The following is a 4,394-nucleotide window of genomic DNA, read 5'->3' on the forward strand; positions in this document are numbered from 1 at the left end:
GCCGGGGAGGTCACGCCGATCAGCCTAGAGCGTGGGGCCGGTGGTTCGAGTGGCGCGCGCCGCCGGCCGGGCCCATCCTGGTTGAACAAGGTATGGCGCGATTGTCGGCACCGTGACGCGCACGTCTCGGTAGAGGAGGAACACCATGAGCGGTCGAGACGAGTCCCAGGCCCCCACAGCGAGCCGAGTCGACCTCCTGCACCGGGTGGGCTCGGTGGTCATCGGGCTCGGCCTGTGGGTGTTCGCCGTGCTCGGCTTCGTGCAGAGCCTCGAGTTCTTCTCCACCGAGGGCCAGCCCGTGCTGGGTCTGTCGTCCAACGGCCTGCTGTCGGTGATCTCGGTGGTGTTCGGCGGGATCCTCATCGCCGCGGGCATCCGCGGCGGCCGGTTGTCCTCGACCGTCGCGGTCGTCGTCGGGGCGCTGTTCATGCTCTCCGGCATCGCGAACGTGCTGGTCCTGAACTCGGACCTCAACCTGCTGGCGTTCCGGATGTCGAACGTGGTGTTCAGCCTGGTGGTCGGCGGCATCCTGCTGATCGTCGGGTCGTGGGGCCGGTTCACCGGCCGGGTGCGCGGTGACAGCCCCTACGCCGACGAGCGCGGGGTCGGCAGCCCCACCGACGGTCTTCAGGGCAAGGAGCTCAGCGGCATCGACCTCGACGGGAACGCGGCCGAGACCTCGGCCGCCCGCGAGCTCGCCGCGGCGGAGCGCGCCGTCGCCGAGCATCGCGCAGAGCCCGAGGTCGTGGCCGCCGTCCAGCGGCTCGCCGGGGTGCGGCGCGCCGAGGACCGCATCCACGCCTGGCAGCACAGGGACGAGTCCTGAGGCGGAACCCACGACGGCTCAGGGGGTCGCCGCGAGACCTCCGGCGGGTCGGGCCCCGCTGGTCTCGGCGCGGACCGTGCGGACGTCCGCCGGGTCGAGTAGCCCGATCGACGCCGCGTGCTCGGCGATCTCCGTGCTGTCGGCGACCGCGAGCATCGGCACCCCCAACGCGGTCACCCGTGCCGCCAACGCGCGGACCTGGGCGTCCCGCCGCGGGTTCCACGGTGCGGCCCGGCGCACGTACACGGCCCGGATGCGGTCCGGCTGCGCCTCCGCCACCGCGGCGTAGATCTCCGGGTCGAGCTGGCCGGTGTCGCCGACGAGGACCAGCCCGAGGCCCGGGTGCTCGTCGAGGATGCGGGTGATCAGGCCGGTCTTGTGTTCGTGGGCGCCGATCCGGAACAGGTTGCCGTGCCCCGGGCCCCAGTCCGTGAGCAGCAGCGGGCCGAGCGGGAAGGCGCGCAGCGCGATGAACTCCAGCAGCGTGCCGTGCAGGTTCCACGGGCTCGTCGAGACGTAGAAGACCGGCCTGGGGACGCCCGACGACGGCGTCACCAGCGCCTGGTACAGCGCGGCCGCGCCGGGCAGCGGGGCCCGGTCCGCGGTCTCGGTCAGCAGCGTGGCCCGCAGGAAGGTCAGCCCACGCCCGAGGCCGGTCTCGAGGATGGTGTCGTCCACGTCGCTGACCAGCGCCACGTCCGCCCGCGGATCGACGACCAGCACCTTCGCCCGCGCCGCCGTCCCGTCCTCCAGGGTCAGCTCGGCCTCCTGCCAGCCGGGCTCCAGCCCGGGCCCCTCGACGACGGCGTCCACATAGCCCTCGACGTCCGCCCGGACCTGCTGGACCCCGGACGGCGTGCGGATCTCCACGCGCGCCTTGGGCAGCTCGATGGTGAAGAACCGGCTCAGGCTCGCCAGGAGGATCTGCCTGCGCGAACGCGGGCCGGGGGCGGGATCGTCCTCGGTGACGGCGTCGGGATGGCCCATCGCGACCCGCGCGCCGATCCGGACGCGCTCGGTCGACCCGTGCCCGATGAACGGCAGGACCAGCGGCCTGCGGTTGCCCCGGACCAGCACGACGAGGATCACGACCCGGCCGAGCACGCGTTCCGCGACGACGGCCAGTCGGACGAGTGCGGCCTTCGCCTGCGCGCGCTTCACGCCGTGCAGCCTGACGTGCGTTCGATCAGTCCGCCACCCGTGCCGCCCGGACGGTGGTCGGCTCCGCCGCGGCGGCCCGCGGCGCCGGGCGCAGGATGGCGCGGGCGAGGCGCGGGATCAGGGCCGCGGGGTCGGACACGCCGCAGCCGAGTTCGGCGTGGGAGGTGAGCTCCCGGTGGATCAGCTCACCGATCGGGCCCGGGTACCGCCTGAGTGCGCAGTCCGCCGCGGCGCGGTAGCGGGATCTCTCGTGCAGCGGAGCCGAGGAGTGCGGTGCGAACATCGTGCCCCCTCCATGACCCGACGCACCTGTCCATCAAGTGTCGCAGGCCGGAGCCCGTGCCCACCAGCACGAATCCGACCGGGCTGTGCGGGGCCGTTCGTCTGCGGACCCGCTGCGCGGCCCGGTCGCGGAGCTCGTCGAGGCCCTTGATCCCCGTCTGCACGAACGGCAGCAGGTCACGGGCGAGATCGGTGCACGGCACGACGACCGCTCTGGGCACGAGACTCACGGTGTGTCCTCCCCCACGCTGGACCGGTAGTCAACAGCGTCCGCCCGGTCGGGTCGAATCGGGGCGCCCGGGCTCGCCGCGCGCGTGGCCGCGTCCGCCGGGCGCCGTTACGCTGCCCGCGGGCCGGCCCGGCTCACCGGAGGAGAACTGGAGCCTCGATGTCCCGTCCGCCCGAGGACCCGGGCAGCCCGTTCGCCCGGGGCGGCGAGCTGGGCCGGGTGATGGCGGCATGGGACTGGGCCTCCACGTCGGTCGGTCCGCCCGAGACCTGGCCCGCGACGCTGCGCGGGGTGGTCCGGATCCTGCTCGGCTCGCGCTTCTCGATGTGGATGGGCTGGGGGCCCGAGCTCGCGTTCTTCTACAACGACGCCTACCAGCGGGACACGTTGCGCGCCAAGCACCCTTGGGCGCTGGGCAGGCCCGCCCGCGAGGTGTGGGCGGAGATCTGGCCGGACATCGGCCCCCGGATCGAGTCCGTGCTGGCCTCGGGCGAGGCGACCTGGGACGAGGACCTGCTCCTGCTGCTCGAGCGCAGCGGCTACCCGGAGGAGACCTACCACACCTTCTCCTACAGCCCGCTCGCCGACGAGGAGGGCGTCGTCTCCGGCTTCCTCTGCGTGGTCACCGAGAACACCGACCGCGTGCTGTCCGAGCGGCGGATGTCCATCCTCCGTGGACTGTCGTCCGCGTTGACCTCGGCCCGCTCCGAGCAGGAGGTCATCGAGGCCGTCGGGGAGCAGCTCGGGAGCAGCAGCCGCGACCTCCCCTTCGCCGCGGTCTACCTGCTCGACGCGTGCGGGTCGGCCCGGCTCGCCTGCGCGGCGGGCGTCGGACCGGGCTCCGTGGCGGCGCCCGAGGTCCTCCCGCAGGACCACCCGTGGTCCGTCCCGGACGTGCTCGACGGCCGCGCCGTCGTCGTCGACGACCTGCCCGCCGACCCCCCGTCCGGGCCCTGGGACCGGGCCCCGCAGCAGGCCATCGTGCTGCCCCTGGGCGCGGCGCAGGACGGCTCGGTCGCCGGGTTCGTGGTCGCCGGGCTGAACCCGTACCGCGCCCTCGACGACGGCTACCGCGGCTTCCTGGAGCTGCTCGGCGCGCAGATCGCCTCCGGCCTGCTCAACGCCCGCGCGTACGAGACCGAACGGACGCGGGCCGAGGCGCTCGCCGAGCTGGACCGGGCGAAGACGGACTTCTTCTCCAACGTCTCGCACGAGTTCCGCACCCCGCTCACCCTGATCATGGGTCCGGTCGAGGACCTGCGCCGCGAGGCCGACCCCGGCCCGGTCGACGGCGACCGACTGCGGACCGAGCTCGACGTGGTGCACCGCAACGGGTTGCGCCTGGGCAAGCTGGTCAACAGCCTGCTCGACTACTCCCGGCTGCAGGCGGGCCGGATCGACGCGCGGTTCGCGCCGGTGGACCTCGCGCGGCTCACCGCCGAGCTCGCGGGCGCCTTCCGCTCCGCCGTCGAGCACGCCGGTCTCGAGTTCGTCGTCGACTGCCCGCCGCTGTCCGGTCCCGTCCACGTGGACCGGGACAGCTGGGAGAAGATCGTCCTCAACCTGCTGTCCAACGCGCTCAAGTTCACCTTCGACGGCAGCGTCCGGGTGGAGCTGCGCGAGACCGCGGGCGCGGTGCGGCTCACGGTGGCGGACACCGGCGTCGGCGTCGGCGAGAGCGAGATGCCGCGGCTGTTCGAGCGCTTCCACCGGGTCACCGGGGTGCGGTCCCGGTCGGCCGAGGGCAGTGGGATCGGGCTCGCGATGGTGCGCGAGCTCGTCGGCCTGCACGGCGGGACGATCTCCGCACAGAGCACACCCGGGATCGGCACGGTGCTCACCGTCGAGGTGCCGACCGGCACGGCCCACCTGCCCGCCGACCGGGTCGTCGCCGAG

General features: G+C 73.7%; 4 protein-coding genes. 2 read left to right on the forward strand and 2 right to left on the reverse strand.

Annotated elements, in window-relative coordinates; all coding sequences use genetic code 11:
* Positions 1-145: 145 nt before the first annotated feature.
* Positions 146-826 (forward strand): DUF4383 domain-containing protein, encoded by a 681-nt coding sequence (locus H5J29_RS22465; RefSeq protein ID WP_181783024.1) that lies wholly within the window; start codon positions 146-148, stop codon positions 824-826.
* Positions 827-844: 18 nt separating this feature from the next.
* On the opposite strand, the gene H5J29_RS22470 is transcribed toward H5J29_RS22465, so the two are convergent.
* Both H5J29_RS22470 and H5J29_RS22475 read right to left on the reverse strand, forming a co-directional pair.
* Positions 845-1,987, reverse strand: a complete 1,143-nt coding sequence (locus H5J29_RS22470) for an App1 family protein phosphatidate phosphatase (RefSeq protein ID WP_181783025.1) — start codon at positions 1,985-1,987, stop codon at positions 845-847.
* Between the two features lie 25 nt (positions 1,988-2,012).
* The gene (locus H5J29_RS22475; RefSeq protein ID WP_181783026.1) at positions 2,013-2,270 is read right to left on the reverse strand and encodes a hypothetical protein; all 258 of its coding nucleotides are present in this window, start codon (positions 2,268-2,270) and stop codon (positions 2,013-2,015) included.
* A gap of 387 nt (positions 2,271-2,657) precedes the next feature.
* Here H5J29_RS22475 and H5J29_RS22480 point away from each other — a divergent pair.
* Positions 2,658-4,394 (forward strand): sensor histidine kinase (locus H5J29_RS22480; RefSeq protein ID WP_181783027.1); only part of this gene is annotated, 1,737 nt, incomplete at its 3' end.

Origin of the sequence: Pseudonocardia pini, assembly GCF_013870575.1 — a bacterium.
Taxonomy (GTDB): Bacteria; Actinomycetota; Actinomycetes; order Mycobacteriales; family Pseudonocardiaceae; genus Pseudonocardia; species Pseudonocardia pini.